The sequence below is a fragment of the Tenacibaculum salmonis genome (genome assembly GCF_041053065.1).
Taxonomy (GTDB): Bacteria; Bacteroidota; Bacteroidia; order Flavobacteriales; family Flavobacteriaceae; genus Polaribacter; species Polaribacter pacificus_A.
Map to the genome: position 1 here is coordinate 2,557,212 of NZ_JBFCVV010000001.1, position 16,216 is coordinate 2,573,427.

At 28.0% G+C, this 16,216-nt stretch carries 14 protein-coding genes; 5 read left to right on the forward strand and 9 right to left on the reverse strand.

Features of this window, described 5'->3' with window-relative positions; translation table 11 throughout:
* Positions 1 to 300 precede the first annotated feature (300 nt).
* Entirely contained in the window at positions 301 to 1,653 is a 1,353-nt protein-coding gene (locus AB0T67_RS11235; RefSeq protein ID WP_369220376.1) for a UDP-N-acetylmuramate--L-alanine ligase, read from the forward strand.
* On the opposite strand, the gene AB0T67_RS11240 is transcribed toward AB0T67_RS11235, so the two are convergent.
* The 5 genes from AB0T67_RS11240 to trkA all read right to left on the reverse strand — a co-directional run bounded on the left by AB0T67_RS11240 (position 1,646) and on the right by trkA (position 7,345).
* Complete coding sequence (locus tag AB0T67_RS11240) at positions 1,646 to 2,731, reverse strand: nucleotidyltransferase family protein (protein WP_369220377.1); 1,086 nt, start codon at positions 2,729 to 2,731, stop codon at positions 1,646 to 1,648. The two genes, AB0T67_RS11235 and AB0T67_RS11240, sit on opposite strands and share 8 nt — an antisense overlap.
* A complete protein-coding gene (locus AB0T67_RS11245; protein WP_369220378.1) occupies positions 2,721 to 3,830 on the reverse strand; it encodes a phosphoenolpyruvate carboxykinase (ATP) in 1,110 nt (369 codons plus the stop codon). Before AB0T67_RS11245 ends, AB0T67_RS11240 begins: the two co-directional genes overlap by 11 nt.
* Positions 3,831 to 4,059: 229 nt before the next feature.
* Positions 4,060 to 4,245 carry a hypothetical protein gene (locus AB0T67_RS11250; RefSeq protein ID WP_369220379.1) on the reverse strand — a complete coding sequence of 62 codons (186 nt, stop codon included), beginning with the start codon at positions 4,243 to 4,245 and terminating at the stop codon, positions 4,060 to 4,062.
* Between the two features lie 254 nt (positions 4,246 to 4,499).
* Positions 4,500 to 5,999 carry a TrkH family potassium uptake protein gene (locus AB0T67_RS11255; RefSeq protein ID WP_271230465.1) on the reverse strand — a complete coding sequence of 500 codons (1,500 nt, stop codon included), beginning with the start codon at positions 5,997 to 5,999 and terminating at the stop codon, positions 4,500 to 4,502.
* Positions 5,999 to 7,345, reverse strand: coding sequence for a Trk system potassium transporter TrkA (gene trkA, locus AB0T67_RS11260; RefSeq protein ID WP_369220380.1), 1,347 nt, complete (start codon positions 7,343 to 7,345; stop codon positions 5,999 to 6,001). Before trkA ends, AB0T67_RS11255 begins: the two co-directional genes overlap by 1 nt.
* 359 nt (positions 7,346 to 7,704) lie before the next feature.
* Here trkA and AB0T67_RS11265 point away from each other — a divergent pair, with 359 nt between their 5' ends.
* Genes AB0T67_RS11265 through AB0T67_RS11275 form a run of 3 tightly spaced genes read left to right on the forward strand, consistent with a single transcriptional unit; the run spans position 7,705 to position 10,466 of the window.
* On the forward strand, positions 7,705 to 9,009 hold the full coding sequence (locus AB0T67_RS11265; protein WP_369220381.1) for a polysaccharide deacetylase family protein: 1,305 nt from the start codon (positions 7,705 to 7,707) through the stop codon (positions 9,007 to 9,009).
* 28 nt (positions 9,010 to 9,037) lie between these two features.
* Positions 9,038 to 9,715: a YjjG family noncanonical pyrimidine nucleotidase gene (locus AB0T67_RS11270; RefSeq protein WP_369220382.1), complete on the forward strand. Its 678-nt coding sequence runs from the start codon at positions 9,038 to 9,040 to the stop codon at positions 9,713 to 9,715.
* 28 nt (positions 9,716 to 9,743) lie between these two features.
* The gene (locus AB0T67_RS11275; protein WP_369220383.1) at positions 9,744 to 10,466 is read left to right on the forward strand and encodes a hypothetical protein; all 723 of its coding nucleotides are present in this window, start codon (positions 9,744 to 9,746) and stop codon (positions 10,464 to 10,466) included.
* Positions 10,467 to 10,527: 61 nt separating this feature from the next.
* Here the strand turns inward: AB0T67_RS11275 and AB0T67_RS11280 are convergent, their stop codons facing one another.
* Entirely contained in the window at positions 10,528 to 11,799 is a 1,272-nt protein-coding gene (locus AB0T67_RS11280; RefSeq protein ID WP_369220384.1) for a replication-associated recombination protein A, read from the reverse strand.
* A gap of 76 nt (positions 11,800 to 11,875) precedes the next feature.
* Between AB0T67_RS11280 and AB0T67_RS11285 the strand changes: the two genes are divergently transcribed.
* Positions 11,876 to 12,634 carry a rhomboid family intramembrane serine protease gene (locus AB0T67_RS11285; protein ID WP_369220385.1) on the forward strand — a complete coding sequence of 253 codons (759 nt, stop codon included), beginning with the start codon at positions 11,876 to 11,878 and terminating at the stop codon, positions 12,632 to 12,634.
* A 203-nt stretch (positions 12,635 to 12,837) separates the two neighbouring features.
* Here AB0T67_RS11285 and rlmB read toward each other — a convergent pair whose 3' ends face one another.
* The 3 genes from rlmB to AB0T67_RS11300 form a co-directional block, all read right to left on the reverse strand.
* Positions 12,838 to 13,575: a 23S rRNA (guanosine(2251)-2'-O)-methyltransferase RlmB gene (rlmB, locus tag AB0T67_RS11290; protein WP_271230458.1), complete on the reverse strand. Its 738-nt coding sequence runs from the start codon at positions 13,573 to 13,575 to the stop codon at positions 12,838 to 12,840.
* A gap of 83 nt (positions 13,576 to 13,658) precedes the next feature.
* Complete coding sequence (locus AB0T67_RS11295; RefSeq protein WP_369220386.1) at positions 13,659 to 14,546, reverse strand: hypothetical protein; 888 nt, start codon at positions 14,544 to 14,546, stop codon at positions 13,659 to 13,661.
* 14 nt (positions 14,547 to 14,560) lie between these two features.
* Complete coding sequence (locus AB0T67_RS11300; protein WP_369220387.1) at positions 14,561 to 16,201, reverse strand: SusD/RagB family nutrient-binding outer membrane lipoprotein; 1,641 nt, start codon at positions 16,199 to 16,201, stop codon at positions 14,561 to 14,563.
* Positions 16,202 to 16,216: the final 15 nt, after the last annotated feature.

Genomic DNA, 16,216 nt, shown 5'->3' on the forward strand with positions numbered 1-16,216 from the left:
ATAGTGAAACTATTGTAATTATTTGATAAGTCTGTTCAAACAAAAAACGAGCCAATTATTTTGGTTTTTTATTAAAGTATTGCTAATTGCTGTAATAAGGTTGTTAAAATACATTGAAAAGTAGTAAAAATTCCTAGCCCCGATTGTAGCAATTGTTTGAGCTCCTTTTTGTTTTTTTCTTTTTTAAAAAATAAAAAGAGCGAGTGCGGAAAGCGGGAAATAGCTTCAAATTATTATTTTGAAATAGTACGAACGAATTTTCATAGTTTATTATCTTTACATAAAATTTAGAATATTTAAATGAGAGTACATTTTATAGCAATCGGCGGAAGTGCAATGCATAATTTAGCAATTGCACTACATCAAAAAGGAGATATCGTAACAGGAAGTGACGATACAATTCATAATCCATCTAAAGCTCGTTTAGAAAAATATGGATTATTACCAAACGAATTTGGTTGGTTCTCTGAAAAGATAACCACTGATTTAGATGCTATAATTTTAGGAATGCACGCAAAAAAAGACAATCCTGAATTGTTAAAAGCACAAGAGTTAGGGGTTAAAATTTATTCATATCCTGAGTTTTTATATGAGCAATCAAAAGATAAAACTCGTGTAGTTATTGGTGGTTCTCACGGAAAAACAACTATTACCTCAATGATTTTACATGTGATGAACTATCATGAAAGAGAAGTTGATTACATGGTAGGAGCTCAGTTAGATGGTTTTGAAACGATGGTACATTTAACCCAAGAAAATGATTTTATTGTTTTAGAAGGTGATGAGTATTTAAGTTCGCCAATAGATATGCGTCCGAAATTTCATTTATATAAACCAAATATTGCTTTGTTAAGTGGTATTGCTTGGGATCATATTAATGTATTTCCAACTATTGAAAACTATAATGAGCAGTTTAAGATTTTTACAGATTCGCTAATAAATGGCGGAATGATGGTGTATAATGAAGAAGATGCTGTTTTAAAAGATATTGTAGAAAACTCTACTAATCCGATAAAAAAATATCCATATGAAACTCCTGAATATTTTATTGATAATGGAGTTACTTATATTGATACTTCAGATGGAGATTTGCCTTTAGAAGTTTTTGGAGAACATAATTTACAAAATATAGCAGGAGCAAAGTGGATTTGTCAGCATATGGGAATTGATGAAGATGAGTTTTATGAAGCAATTGCTAGTTTTAAAGGAGCTAGTAAACGTTTAGAAAAAGTTGCTGAAAATAAAAATTCGGTAATTTTTAAAGATTTTGCTCACAGCCCAAGTAAAGTAAAAGCAACTACAACAGCTGTAAAAAATCAATATAAAGAACGTACTGTTTTAGCGTGTTTAGAATTACACACGTATTCTAGCTTAAATGCAGAATTTTTAAAAGAATACAAAGGTGCGTTAACTAAAGCTGATAAAGCAGTTGTTTTTTATTCACCTGATGCAGTAAAAATAAAACAATTAGAAGAAGTTACAGAGCAACAAATAGCAACCGCTTTTGAACGTGATGATTTAATTATTTATACAAATCCAGCAGATTTTAAAGAGTTTTTATTTAATCAAAATTTAGAAAATACAGCCTTATTATTAATGAGTTCTGGTAATTACGGAGGATTAGATTTTGATGAAGTTAAGAATTTTATTTAGAGATACCAATTTTTTCTTTAATCCAATTTATATCCGTCAATCTATTGAATAACCAACTTCTCATTTCTTTATTAAAAAAAGATTGTTGAATAATACTTAACCTAGATTTTAGATATAATTTTCTAGCAGTTCTTTTTCTTTTTTTATTAGATTTTTTGATGTTCTTTATTGAAAATAAAAAATTATTAAGATGCTTGGTTGTATTTTGGGTATTTTCAAAAGTTATAAATTTTGAATTAAGTACTTTTTTAGAGCAGGCTAAAAAATTATTTAAAGGATCAAATAATAAATTAAAATTATCAATAGCTTTTAAGGAGTCTGTTTTTATAGAAAGTAAAAAAACATCATAAGAGTTTCTTAAAGATATAGAATTATAAAATTGACCATTATCATTAATTTGTGAAGCAATGATAGATAGCGCTAATTGGTTTTGGTAGCTCATTGTTTTTACATTATTAATGACTAATGTGTCTTTTTTTATAAAATTATAATTAAACTCTCTTGAGTACTTTTCAAGTAGAAGCTCTTTATGAATTTCTATTGCAGCAATTTTATTTTTTTGTTGTAAACGCGGGTAGTGCTTAAATGAAGGGAAATCATAAGTTGTTTTATGTACTTTAGAATAATTATTAGAAAGCAGTATTTCAATCGCTTTATTATAGTCATTTTTAGAAAAAACAATATCAATATCACCAACCATCCTTTCAGCAATATCCTCATATAAACCTTCTAATAAATTCCCTGTGCCTTTTAAAAAAATAGGTGTAATATTATTTGCTAATAATAGTGTGTTAATTTCTTTAGCTTCTGTAATAATTTTTTTATTTCGTTCTCGATTTAAATCTGAAATATACTTCATATATTCAACCAAATCTTGAGGTAAATAATGAAGGAAATCAGCACGTTTTAAATTACAGTATAAAGCTGGAAATACATAATGTGCTGTAGTTATTTTAACTATGTTATCCCAATTTATAGTATCTTTTTTCAGTTCTTTCTCAACTAAAATACGATTACCTTTTTCATGAGTAATAGTTAAACATTTTCCGATAAAAAATAAAGTTTCTTTATAGTTCATTATTAAAAATTTTATGCACAGTTTCAATCATTTTTTTGTTATCAGAATAAGTAAGTTGATAACAAGGAAGTTTTTCAAACCAGTTCATAAATTTTTCAGCATTTTCAGAAATTGGAGATAACCAAGAATCAGGAACTAATTGTTGAAAAGCATTTAGCTTAGAAATTTCATCAATTTGTAAATCACTATTTTTTTCATATTTGATAAAAATTAATGCTTTACAAGGTAAATGTTGTTGATAATTTGTATTGTTAGGTATTAAATATCGAACAATTTTATTAAGTTTTTTAAAATTAAATTCGGCTGAAGTTTTTAACTCAGGGTAAATAGGAAGTAATGTATCTAAACTATTTTTTTTAATTGAAATAGCCGAAGGAAAACTATAAATATGTTTTTTTTGAGCATCAATAGGAACAAAATCATCTGCTAAACAAGTAAAATCGTTTGCTTGTAATAATGCTAACGAGGTACTTTTTCCGTTACCTGAATCACCTAAAAAAAGCATAGATTCTTTACCGTTACTTATTGCTGATGCATGAAAAACACCAAGCCATTCTTTTTCTTCTTTTAAATGTATATGTTCAACTATTTTCATAGAAAATTTTCCTTGAAAATAATGAACTTCATTTAATTCCCAAGTATTTATAACTTTTTTATCAATTGAAAAAGAAATGTGAGTTTCATTACTATAAACCTCGTAGTGATAATTTATATTTAAAGGTTCTTGTACTTCTAAATGTGCAAATTTCGGATGTACTAATAATTTTTCAAAATCAGATAAATAACTTACTTTAATAGTAATATTATTCATTTTGTAATAATAATTGTATTCGAAGTTTTCAGTTACTTTTAGAATCGTTTTTTTAACATCATCTTTTACTTCAGGGATTAATAACTTAGCAATATCATCAATAAAATGAGTTATTTCTTGAAGTGGTGCGTTTACTTTGTTTGATAAAAGTGTTGTAATTTCTTCTATAGAACTATTCGTGTTTAAAAGTGATGCTATTTCGGCTACAATAGGATCAACAATTATATATTGATTGTTATGTTGAAGCCATAAAATAGTTTTATCGTCTAATTGTTTTTGTAAAATCATAGGTCATAAAAATAATAAAACCCCGAAACAATCGAGGTTTTATTATCCAATAATATGAAAAAAAAATGAAACATCAAAAATAGCCTTTATTCATAATTTATTTTTCTGTTTTGATTGGAGTATTTTTGGCAATTGAATAACATTAATTTTTGTTGACTTAAATGATTTACTGATTCTAAAGTAGAGTATATATTTAAGGAATTTGTTTCAGTTTGTAAACCTGTAATTGTTATACTATTTTTTCAGATTTGTAAATACTTACAGTTTCTAATTCAGGTTTAATATTATCGTCAGAATTTTTAGCATTTGTATGAATGTAAAACTGACCTTTAGTTTTATCATTAATATATTTAATTTTTATTGAATATGAGTTTTTATCTTCAGTTGTATTTAAAACAATTTCAGTATATTCCACTAGAAATTAAATATGAATTTGTTTGATTTGCTTCTGATGTAAAATTTAAATAAGTAGCATCAGTAATACCTGTATAATTATTATTAAGAACATCTTTTAAAGCAGTATTATCTATTGTTCCATTGTGGTAACAACAGTTATTACAAACTTAATTTTTTTTTAGGGAAACAACCTTAAGGATATTGAAAATGATGTTAAAGGTAATTATAAATGGTATAAAATAAATTTTTGAAGAAAATATTTATTAGTTATAATTAATTTTTTCTCCAAAAGAAAGGTGTAAATAAAACTAATACAGTAAAAAGTTCTAAACGACCAATAAGCATTAAAAAAGAACAGAACCATTTAGCGCCTGTTGATAAATGATTAAAATTATCAACAGGACTTACACTTCCTAAACCTGGACCAACGTTTCCTAAAGAAGATGCACAAGCTCCTAAAGCAGAGTAAAACTCTAATCCAAAGAATGTTAATATTATACTACCCATAATAAATATTAACATATATAAAACAAAGAAAGATAATATGTTAAAAACAATAGTTTGCTTAACAGCCTTACCATCATAACGAACAGGTATTATTGCATTAGGATGTAAAGATTTTTTAAATTCTAAGAAACTACTTTTTAATAAAATAATATGTCTTACAATTTTTACTCCACCCGAAGTAGAACCTGCTGATCCTCCTAAAAAAAATAATGAAAAGAATATTGCTGTTACAAAAAAGCTCCACATAGTAAAATCGGCAGTTACAAAACCTGTCGTTGTTATTACTGAAATCACGGAAAATAAAGAGTGTCGTATAGCACTTTCAACTTTACCAAAAACCATCGGATGCTCAATAGAAGTATGTAATAAAGGATCTTGATTAAAAATAATCATAATAGCAATAATACTAGAAATTCCTAATACTCCGAATAAATAATATTTAAATTCTTCGCTCTGAATTACTTTTCTAACTTTTCCTTTTAATGCAAAATAGGTGAGTACAAAATTTGTACCTGCCAAAAACATAAACAATATGATGATATATTGTATGATAGGATTCCCGTTCCAATGAGCAACACTTGCATTTTTCGTTGAAAATCCACCTGTACTAATAGTTGCCATTGCATGATTAAGTGCATCAAACCAGCCCATACCTGCTACTTTCAATAATAAAAATTGAGTAAGAGTTAGTAGTACGTAAATTTGCCATAAACGTTTTGCTGTATCTGTAATACGAGGGTGTAATTTATCTGCTGATGGTCCTGGAGCTTCTGCCATAAATAATTGCATTCCTCCAATTCCTAATAAAGGCAATATTGCAATGGTAAGTACAATAATTCCCATTCCACCAATCCAGTGAGTAGCACTACGCCAAAATAGAATTCCTTTCGGCATAGATTCTATGTCAGTTAAAATAGATGATCCTGTTGTTGAATATCCTGAAATAGTTTCAAAAAGGGCGTTTGTGATACTTGGGATACTACCAGAAAATAAATAAGGAAGCATTCCTGTAACTGTTAAAATAAGCCAGCCTGAGGTAACAATGAGGTATCCTTCTTTTTTCTTTATTTTTTTTGTATCAGGTTTATTAAAAAAATAAAGAATCAACCCTATAGCTACGGTAATAATAGCAGCATTTAATATACCCCATTTAGAAGGTTCATCATAATAAAAACTAAAAGGTAAGGTAAGCCACATAAATAGCCCATTAAGAATCGCTGTTATTCCTAAAAATCGATAAATTAGTTTTAAATTAAAATTCTCCATTAGTTGAATAAATCTTCTACAATTGATATTGCTTCGGGTAAGCAAAAAACAATTGCTTTATCGCCACTTTGTAATTGAAAATCACCAAAAGACATATGAGGTTTTCCATCTCTAATTACACCTCCAAAAACTGCTTCTCTAGGGAAGCGTAATTCTTTAATTGGTTTTTGAGTTACTTTTGCATTTAGTTGCACTTCAAACTCAAAAACTTCGGCATCAATATTATGTAAGTTGGCTAGTGCTAAAATTTCTCCTTTACGAATGTGTCGAAAAATATTACTTGCCGCAATTAATTTTTTATTGATAAGCGTATCAATACCAATAGTTTGTGAAATATGGATGTAATCCATGTTTTCAACTAATGCTATTGTTTTTTTAACACCTTTCGATTTTGCTACTAAACAAGACATTATGTTGGTTTCAGAATCGCCAGTAACAGCAATAAAAGCATCCATTTCTCGGATGTTTTCTTCTTCTAAAAGCTCTAAATCTCTACCATCACCATGAATAACTAAAGTATCTATTAAATCTTCAGCAATGTTTAAGGCTTTTTCTTTTTTACGTTCAATGAGTTTTACATTAAAATTATCTTTACAAAGACTTTTAGATGTTTTCTGACCAATATTACTTCCGCCAAGAATCATTACATTTTTAATGTCTATTTGCTTTTTACCAATAATAGGATGTAGTTTATTAATACTATAATTTGGTACTGAAAAATAAACTTGATCGTTAATTTTGTAAGTAGTGTCACCACGAGGAATAATTGTTTGTGCAATTCCTTCTCGTTTTATGGCGATAGTAATAAAATCAACCAAACTAAATTTTTCTTTAGCTTCTTTTACGGTTAAATTTAATATAGGAGATTTATATCCAAGGGTTGTTCCCATTATATTAAACACACCATTTTCAAAAGCAACAGTATCGTTAAAAGAAGATTGATTTAAAAGCATTTTTATTTCTTCGGCAGCTAAAGCTTCAGGAGAAATCATAAAATCAACACCAAAATCTTTAAAGTTAATACTATCGTTCTTTAAAAACTCAGGATTGTTAATTCTAGCAATGGTTTTTTTTACACCTAGTGCTTTCCCTATTACTGATATTGTAAAATTAGTGTTTTGGCTTTCAGTAACTGCTAACAACAAATCAGCAGATTCAATACCTATTTCTTTTAATAAATTAATAGAAGTAGCGTCACCTTTTTTAGTGATAACGTCTAAATGGTTATTGATGTAATTTAGCTTTTCGCCATCAGAGTCAATAACATAAGTATCTTGTGACTCGTAAGAAAGGAGTTTAGCTAAATGGAAACCAACATCTCCAGCACCAGCTATAATAATCTTCATGTTTTAATTTAAAAAATAGTGTGCAAATATACAGCGGTTCTTTGGCTTGTGCAAAAAATGGATTGTATTTATAACTATTTTTGATAGAATACCTTATGAAAAAGAATTTAATAAAATATTGTATATTAGATAATAAACCTTATAAAAAGTTGAGGTTAATCTTACAGATTAATCACTTATTAGTAAAATCAAAAGCGAGTAAGGTGTTTTATTTATTATTAAATAAAAAAAGAAGCTGTATTACGTTAGATAAAAAGATAAGAATCATTTAATAATTACGGAACAAAACGTATTTTAGCTCTGTAGATGAAAAGTAATATTAATACTTACTTATGTTCTCTGAAAATCATCGAACAACTATGATACTGATATATACCCCAGAAATTACACCTCGTATTCGGTATGTTTTTAAACATGTTTTTACACGTATTTTACAAATATCGATTCAATTTACATCAAAAGTAGAAGAGTTTGTAGCATATAATGGACCTAAATTTTCATACACAAAGGTAGCATTAGGTAAAGAGTTTTTTATTAAAAGTAACGAGTTGTTAAATCAGCAAGGAGTAAAAAATTTTGAAATACATATTAAAAAATGGGATAGTACTCCTTGTTTTTTTGCTACAGATGAAAAATCTGAAATTCCTTTTGATATTTTTGCCGCAACTTTTTATTTGATTTCTAGATACGAAGAGTATCTACCTCACATAAAAGATACGCATGCTCGTTTTTTGGCTACAGAAAGTATTGCTTTTAAAAATGGTTTTTTAGAAAAGCCACTTGTTGATATTTGGGCATATAAATTTTTAGAAATTTTAAAAATAAAGTTTCCAGATTACGAACATGCTACTAGAAAATATGAATACATTTCTACTATTGATGTTGACAATGCTTTTGCTTATAAGCATAAAAGTTTTATAAGAACGATAGGTGGGTTTTTAAAAGATGCATCACAATTGAAAATTTTTACTATTTGGGATCGATTTGCTGTTGTATTTAATATCAAAAAAGATCCTTTTGATACTTTTAAGTCAATATTAGAATTAAAAAAGATATATAAAGTTAGAACTGTTTTTTTCTTTCTAATAGGTGATTATACAACATTTGACACCAATGTATCTGCATCAAAAACTAAGTTTAAATTATTGATAAAAGATATGGTTGATTATGCTAGGGTAGGTTTACATCCATCATATCATACAATGAGTGATAATGTATTATTAAAAAAAGAAAAAGAACGTTTAGAAAATATTATTAATATGCCGATAAAACGTTCTCGTCAGCATTTTTTAAGATTATCATTACCTGAAACTTATCAAAATTTAATAGATTTAGAAATAGCCGAGGATTATTCTATGGGATATACAAGTCATAGCGGGTTCAGAGCAAGTACTTGTACTCCTTTTTATTTTTACGATTTAGCTTTTGAAATTCAAACACCTTTAAAAGTGTTTCCTTTTGCTTTAATTGATACAACATTAAACGATTATATGAAGTTAACACCAAAGCAATCATTGGGTAAAATAAGAGATTTAAAAAATGAAGTAAAAGCTGTAAATGGTGTTTTTATTACTGTTTTTCATAACGAAAGTTTAAGTAATTATCAACGTTGGAGAGGATGGAGGAGGCTTTATAGTGCTACTCTAAAAATAGCCAGAACTTAATTAATATAAATTATAAAAATAAACCAATATGGATGTTAAACATATTTTTTTTGATTTAGATCATACTCTGTGGGATTTTGATAAAAATTCAAAATTAACTTTTCAACAAATTTTTCAAGAACAAAATATTAAACTTAATATAGATGATTTTTTAAAAGTTTATATGCCTGTAAATTTAAAATACTGGAAATTATATAGAGAAGATAAAATTTCTAAATCAGATTTAAGATTTAATAGATTAAAAGAAGTTTTTGATGCTTTAAATTATAAAGTAACACCTAATTTAATTCATTTAATTTCAGATTTGTACATAAAATATCTTTCAACTTATAATCATTTATTTGACAATACTGTTGAGGTTTTAAAATATTTACAGCAAAAATATGAACTACATATCATAACAAATGGTTTTGAAGAAATTCAAAATAAAAAATTGCAAAATTCAGGAATTGCTAATTACTTTAATCAAATAATAACATCAGAAAGCATAGGGTTAAAAAAACCAAATTCCAAAGTTTTTGAATTTGCATTAGATAAAGTTAAAACTGTACCAGAAAACGCAATAATGATAGGTGATAGTTATGAAGCAGATGTTTTAGGAGCATTAAATTCAGGGATGTTAGCAATTCATTTTACATCAGAAAATAAATCAGATTCAGGAGTATTAACCATTAATAATTTAATTAAATTAAAAGATTATTTATAATCGTTTTTTAATATATAAAAGTAAAATAATGAAGATAATAACTATTATTTTATTGATGATAACAACATCAATATTTGCTCAAAAAAAAGTTCAAAATTACAGGTATGTAATTGTTCCTAATAGATTTGAATTTTTAAAAAAAGAAGACCAATATCAAACAAATTCACTAACAAAATTTTTATTCAATAAATATGGTTTTACTGCTTTTTTAGCAGATGAAATTTTACCAACTGATCTAGTAAATAATAGATGTCTGGCTTTAACAGCAACTATCAAAAACAAATCTTCGTTATTTACAATCAAAACGACTATTGAATTACGTGATTGTTTCAATAAAGTTGTATTTACATCTAGTGAAGGTAAAAGCAGAATAAAAGATTATAAAAAAGCATATCATGAAGCAATTCGTAATTCTTTTAAATCGATAAAGGCTTTAAAGTATAATTATACGCCAATTGTTAATAATAAGGTTGATTATCAGAATAAAATAGTTCCTGAAAAAATAGTAAATAATTCTATTATTGATAATAAAATTTCGGTTATTAATTTATATGCTCAATCAACAAAAAATGGTTTTCAATTAGTCGATACAAATCCAAAAGTTGTTTTTAAATTATTAAAAACCAATGTAAAAAATGTTTTTATTCTTGAAGATAAAAATGGAATTATCTATAAAAATAATGATATTTGGATAGCAGAATACTATGAAAATGGTATTAAAATAACAGAGAAATATCAAGTAAAGTTTTAAATATTACTTGCTTTTTTATCAAAAAATAAAAAGAGTGCATTTTTATAATGCACTCTTTTTTTTAGTATTTATATTTATCCTTCCAACGTTGTTTTAATAATTCTCTAAATTGATTTTCTCTAGCATTATTACCAGGTTCGTATAATTTGGTGTTTTTAATTTCATCAGGTAAAAACTCTTGATTTACAAAATTACCCGTATAATTATGTGAATATGCATAGTCTTTTCCGTAGTTTAAATCTTTCATTAATTTTGTCGGAGCATTTCTTAAATGTAACGGAATAGGTAAATCACCAGTTGTTCGTACCAAATTTTGAGCTTCACCAATAGCCATATAAGAAGCATTACTTTTTGGAGAATTTGCTAAATAAATAGCACATTGACTTAAAATAATTCTTGATTCAGGATATCCAATTACAGCAACCGATTGAAACGTACTATTTGCCATAATAAAAGCTGTTGGATTTGCATTTCCAATATCTTCGGAAGCTGCAATAAGCATTCTACGAGCAATAAATTTTACATCTTCACCGCCTTCAATCATTCTTGCTAACCAATAAACTGCTGCATTTGGGTCGCTACCTCGTATCGATTTTATAAAAGCCGAAACAATATCATAATGTTGTTCACCAGTTTTATCATATCGAACTGTGTTTTTTTGAATTTTTGATAAAACAAGTTCATTAGTAATTTCAACTTTATTATCAGGAGCAACTAATAATTCAAAAATATTTAAAAGTTTACGAGCATCGCCACCAGAAACTTGTAATAAAGCATCGGTTTCTTTTAAGGTGATTTTTTTATCAGCAATAAAACTATCTTTTTTCATGGCTCTGTGTAAAAGAGCGATTAAATCATTTTTATCAAAAGAATTTAAAATATACACCTGACAACGAGAGAGTAGGGCGGGTATAACTTCAAAACTTGGGTTTTCGGTAGTTGCACCAATTAAAGTGATCCAACCTTTTTCAACAGCGCCAAGTAAAGAGTCTTGTTGCGATTTGCTAAAGCGATGAATTTCATCAATAAATAAAATAGGATTTTTTTGACTGAATAAACCGCCACTTTTTTTCGCTTTTTCAATTATTTCACGAACATCTTTTACACCAGAACTAATAGCACTTAACGTGTAAAAAGGACGACCAGATTCATTAGCAATAATATTTGCTAAGGTTGTTTTTCCAATTCCTGGAGGTCCCCAAAGAATTAACGAAGGAATAATTCCTTGTTTAATATGATTGGTTAAAATACCATTTTCGCCAACTAAATGTTGCTGACTAATATAATCTGATAAATTTTGTGGACGTATTCTTTCTGCCAAAGGTTCATTCATTTTGTAAAAATACCAAAGATTTATGACAGATCTTCCGAAATTTTTATTTGGATTTATTTTTGTTATTTTTATAAATATGAAAACAGATACTCAATTAAAATATTCGAACAACGTTTTTGTAATTCCATTTATTTTTGTCATTTCAATATGGTTTATATATTGGGTAGAAATCAAATTTGGATTCAATTTTAATAAATTTGGAGTTTTACCAAGAGAAATAAGTGGTTTAAAAGGTGTTTTAACCTCGCCTTTTATCCATAGTGATACAAGTCATCTCTTTAATAATTCCGTTCCTTTATTTGTGCTTGGAAGTTGTCTTTTTTATTTTTATGATAAAGTTGCTTTAAAGGTTTTAATTTTCGGCGGATTATTCACAGGTTTTTTAACGTGGATTATTGCTCGAGAATCTTATCATATTGGTGCAAGTGGAATTGTTTATTTACTTTTTAGTTTTGTTTTTTTTAGTGGAATAATAAAAAAACATTATAGATTAGTAGCAGTTTCGTTAATTACAATTTTTTTATACGGAAGTATGATTTGGTACGTATTACCAATAAAAGATGGAATGTCGTGGGAAGGACATTTATCAGGATTTATAACAGGTTTTTTGTTGTCAATTTTATATAGAAAAAGCGGAATTGTAAAAGAAAAACATATTTTTTCTAAAACAGCTTTTGATGAAATGTTTGATGAACAAGGTAATTATGCACCGCCAATTATCGAAAAAGAAGAGGAGGTAAGTCATCAAGAAGATAAAGAAATTGAAGATGAAAATAAAGATGATAAAATGGATGTTCCGAAAGTTTTAAAAATCAATTATATTATTTCAAAGTAGTTTTTTAGAAGCAATTTCCCGCTTTTCGCACTCGCTTTTTTTGTTTGAAAAAAACAAAAAAGAGCTCAAACAATTGCTTCAATCGGGGCTAGGCTTTGTTGCTTATAATAGAAAATTTACAAGTTTTTTTATTTTTTACATAAAATAAGATATAAAAAAATCCTGCAAAAAGCAGGATTTTAATTTTTATAATTTTGTAATATTTATTGTCTTTGTCTGATAGTTTCATAAAGAAAAACTCCACAAGCAACAGAAACATTTAAAGATTCAATATCACCAAGTAAAGGTAATTTAGCTTTATAGTCTACCATTTTTAATACAGAGTTACTAACACCTTTGTGTTCAGAACCCATTACAATAGCAATTGGCTGATTAAAATCAACATCAAAAACAGAGTCTTCTGTTTTCTCGGTAGCGGCAACTAATTTTATGTTTTCAGCTTGTAATTGAAACATAGCATCTTTAATATGGTCAACTTTACAAATAGGAATTTTAAAAGCTGCACCTGCCGATGTTTTAATTGTTTCAGCATTTACAGGAGCACTACCACTTCTTTGGATAATAATACCGTTTACTCCAGTACATTCAGCAGTTCTAATAATAGCACCAAAGTTTCTAACATCAGACACTTGGTCTAATAATAAAAATAAAGGTGTTTTGTCAGATTCTAAAGTAGTTTCAATTAAAGTTTCTAAATCATGAAAATCAACAGGAGAAATTCTAGCAACAGCTCCTTGATGATTACTGTGTTTAGATAGTCTATCTAATTTTTCAGTAGGTACAACACTTATTGAAACTTTGTTTTTTCTTAATAACTTATCTAATTCAAAAAATAATTCTCCACGAAGTCCTTTTTGTAGATATACTTTGTTAATTGAAGCTTCGCTTTCAATTGCTTCAATAATTGCTCTAATACCAAAAATAGTAGTGTTTTCTTCCATACTGCAAAGGTAGTTCAATTTATTGTATAAAAAAACCACCTCGTAAGAGGTGGTTAATATATTATTAAGTTAATAATATATAATTATTCAGCACAAAGGTTTAATGGTATAGCCCCTGGATTTGGAGATGGACCTTCAGAAGATACTATATTACCACTTGGGGCATATATTTTAAATGTATTTTCTGATTCCCATGAACCTGTTGTATATTGCCACGTTAAAGATGAAGTACCTGCAGGAACGTTAAATGTAACTGATGTTTCAGATCCTTCAGCTTTATATTCAGTAGAAACACCATCTAATGTTACAGTAATAAAACCACCGTTCCATCCATCACCGTAATTGTCAAACATTTCTATTTTCCAGTCTCCAGTAAGTGGACTAGCAGGAACACAAACTAAAGTACTCGTAAAACTAAATGCATCATTAAAGAATAATTCAGAATTAACACTAACACCAGAATTTGTCGAAGAAAAAGTTCTTCCATCAGATAATGAAATTTCACCTCTTAAAACAAAAGAATCTCCTCCTTCAGTTAAGTCTAAATCTAAACCTAATTTAGAAATAATATCTTTAGCATTAACAACAATGTCTAATTTAGGATAAGTTTCAGTTGCAGTAAATGATGATTTTTCCCAAGTACTTATTAAAACTTCATTTTTAATAGAATTATCAGGAGCATCTTCAGTAGCAATAGTATTATCTTTAAAAGTAGCGTAAATTGAATAAGATTCAACTAATTTTCCTTGTTGAGCATCAACAAACTCAACCTGTGCTTCCCATTTTGAGTTTTCAGTATCAAGTAAGTTTGCATTTATGTCATCAGAAATAGACAAAACTCTAGCATAGGCACCTTTTTCTCCTGTTGAAGCTACAGTTTGTAATTCATTTGTATTATCATCACATCCTATAATTGATAAGGCTATTAGTGAGCCTAAGGATATTGTTTTTATAATTTGTTTTACCATCATTGTAGTTTTTAAAATTATTTTAAATTGTCAGGGTTTGTATCCCAAAAAACTTTTACACCAACACCAGACTTAGCATCAACACTTGAATTTAAGTTAACAAATTCAGACGCATATGGAAATGATCTAACATAATCACCAGGTGAAGCAGCAATAGTAGGTTGTACATCATTAGGCATACTTGTTCTACGGTAAGCATTGTAACCTTCTAAACCATTACCCCAGTTACTTATAAATGATTCTGTTATAAGTATATTTAACTTTTCATCATTACTAGCAGCGTCGTAGTTAGTTAAAACTTCGTTTACATATGCATCAACATCATCACTATCAGCAGTATTTGCTCCACTTGGTATTGCTTCTTTTTTAAAGTTCATTACTTTAGTCATAGAAGCTCTAATACCAGCTTCAATATATGATTTAACGTCACCAGTTGTAGTTTCTTCTAAAGCTAATTCAGCTAATATAAAATTCGTATTTGAAGCAGTAATCAAAGGTAATATACCTGCACCCTTTGCTCCGTCTGAATCTTTCACAGCATTAAACTGATTGTTATCATATTTTCCTCCTGCAGGGTATAATCCCCAAACAGTTACTAAGTTACCATCTGGTGGACCTCCGGCTGCATTTCCGTGATCTCTACCCCAATAACCACTACCTATAGTACAAAATGGGTCATTAAAACCATAATGATCAGGCTTAGATTCTCCTAAACATGGTAATGTAAACAATCCATCACTTGTTGTAGCATCAGGGTATGAAAAAGTTTGTCTATAAAAGTAGTAACGAATTCTAGGATCTTGTATAGATTTACTATCTTTTAATAAACTCATAAAATAAGTAGACATATATTCATCAGGGTCTCCTAAGTATCCATCTTTAAACTTTACACTTCTAGTATCAGGATCTTTAATATTCGTAGAATATTTAACTTCAAAATCTTGAGAAGAATTTTGTATAAAATCACCTTCAGCAATTAAAGCTTCAACAGCAGTTTTATCAAACATATCTGTTAATCTAACATTATTATATAATCTTAACTTAAGTGTTTTGGCTAAAGCATCCCACTTATCAGCATCACCACTATAATAAATATCACTACCATCACTTATACCTAAATTAGAGTCTTTTTCTAAATCAGCAATAGCTTCGTTAAGTAAGTTTAATACCGCTTTATAAACGTCTCCTGCTTTATCAACCGATGGATTTAATATATCGTTATTATTTGCTTCAGAATAAGGTACATCACCATAGATATCTACTAATGTTGTAAGTGTATATGCTTGTAAAATTTTAGCAACAGCTGCATGCTCGTATAATTTTAAAGCAGGTGCTTGTTTAATTACTTCATTAGTATTAGCAAGTACATTAGCATAACCTTCTCTCCATAAATCATTAGATGCAGCTGGAGAATATGCGTTAGCATATACAGGTCCATACATATGAGTCATTCTAGATACTGACATTGTAAGATCAGTAACTTCTTCGTTAAAAGCTATAAAGTCTGTCATAGCTCCTGATAAAAGTAATTCAGGGTTTGCTTTATCTGGTGTACTTGTATTATTGTTATCCAACAAATCTAAACTAGTTGTTTCACAAGCGGAAACTAATAGTATAACAGATAGTAAACTAACTACCTTTGTTTTTATATTTTTCATAATTAAATTATTGTA

Excerpts from the sequence above, each read along its gene's own strand:
- AB0T67_RS11255 (WP_271230465.1), bottom strand. The coding sequence starts at position 5,999 with ATGGAGAATTTTAATTTAAAACTAATTTATCGATTTTTAGGAATAACA.
- AB0T67_RS11270 (WP_369220382.1), top strand. The coding sequence starts at position 9,038 with ATGGATGTTAAACATATTTTTTTTGATTTAGATCATACTCTGTGGGAT.
- AB0T67_RS11295 (WP_369220386.1), bottom strand. The coding sequence starts at position 14,546 with ATGATGGTAAAACAAATTATAAAAACAATATCCTTAGGCTCACTAATA.
- AB0T67_RS11245 (WP_369220378.1), bottom strand. The coding sequence starts at position 3,830 with ATGATTTTACAAAAACAATTAGACGATAAAACTATTTTATGGCTTCAA.
- AB0T67_RS11280 (WP_369220384.1), bottom strand. The coding sequence starts at position 11,799 with ATGAATGAACCTTTGGCAGAAAGAATACGTCCACAAAATTTATCAGAT.
- trkA (WP_369220380.1), bottom strand. The coding sequence starts at position 7,345 with ATGAAGATTATTATAGCTGGTGCTGGAGATGTTGGTTTCCATTTAGCT.
- AB0T67_RS11285 (WP_369220385.1), top strand. The coding sequence starts at position 11,876 with ATGAAAACAGATACTCAATTAAAATATTCGAACAACGTTTTTGTAATT.
- AB0T67_RS11235 (WP_369220376.1), top strand. The coding sequence starts at position 301 with ATGAGAGTACATTTTATAGCAATCGGCGGAAGTGCAATGCATAATTTA.
- rlmB (WP_271230458.1), bottom strand. The coding sequence starts at position 13,575 with ATGGAAGAAAACACTACTATTTTTGGTATTAGAGCAATTATTGAAGCA.
- AB0T67_RS11240 (WP_369220377.1), bottom strand. The coding sequence starts at position 2,731 with ATGAACTATAAAGAAACTTTATTTTTTATCGGAAAATGTTTAACTATT.
- AB0T67_RS11265 (WP_369220381.1), top strand. The coding sequence starts at position 7,705 with ATGATACTGATATATACCCCAGAAATTACACCTCGTATTCGGTATGTT.
- AB0T67_RS11275 (WP_369220383.1), top strand. The coding sequence starts at position 9,744 with ATGAAGATAATAACTATTATTTTATTGATGATAACAACATCAATATTT.
- AB0T67_RS11300 (WP_369220387.1), bottom strand. The coding sequence starts at position 16,201 with ATGAAAAATATAAAAACAAAGGTAGTTAGTTTACTATCTGTTATACTA.